Below are 246 nucleotides of genomic sequence, written 5' to 3'. Positions count from 1 at the left end.
GACGGCCAGCGCTTTACGGATGGCCGGGGTGAACAACCGCTGGGCGCGCCCGACATCCAACGGCACCCCGGTGTGGTCGACGATCACCGAGGTCAGCGTGGCATCACACGCAATCAGCTCGGCGGTCGCCCTGCTGACCGGTCCACCGAACCCCAACCGATCCACACCCGCATCACCCACCCCCGGGGCTACCGGTCGGATGAGGGTGACGTGCGGCAGTACCCCACCAGACATCGGACGCCTCGA

1 protein-coding gene is annotated in these 246 nt (G+C 68.3%); it reads right to left on the bottom strand.

Features of this window, described 5'->3' with window-relative positions:
* A partial coding sequence (locus G154_RS00010) for a DUF222 domain-containing protein (RefSeq protein ID WP_237742466.1) occupies positions 1-234 on the bottom strand: 234 nt, incomplete at its 3' end.
* Positions 235-246 lie beyond the last annotated feature (12 nt).

The sequence above is a fragment of the Mycobacterium sp. VKM Ac-1816D genome (assembly GCF_000416385.1).
Lineage (GTDB): Bacteria > Actinomycetota > Actinomycetes > Mycobacteriales > Mycobacteriaceae > Mycobacterium > Mycobacterium neoaurum_A.
The sequence above is the reverse complement of the archived record's forward strand: the minus strand, read 5'-3'. Positions and strand labels throughout refer to the sequence as shown.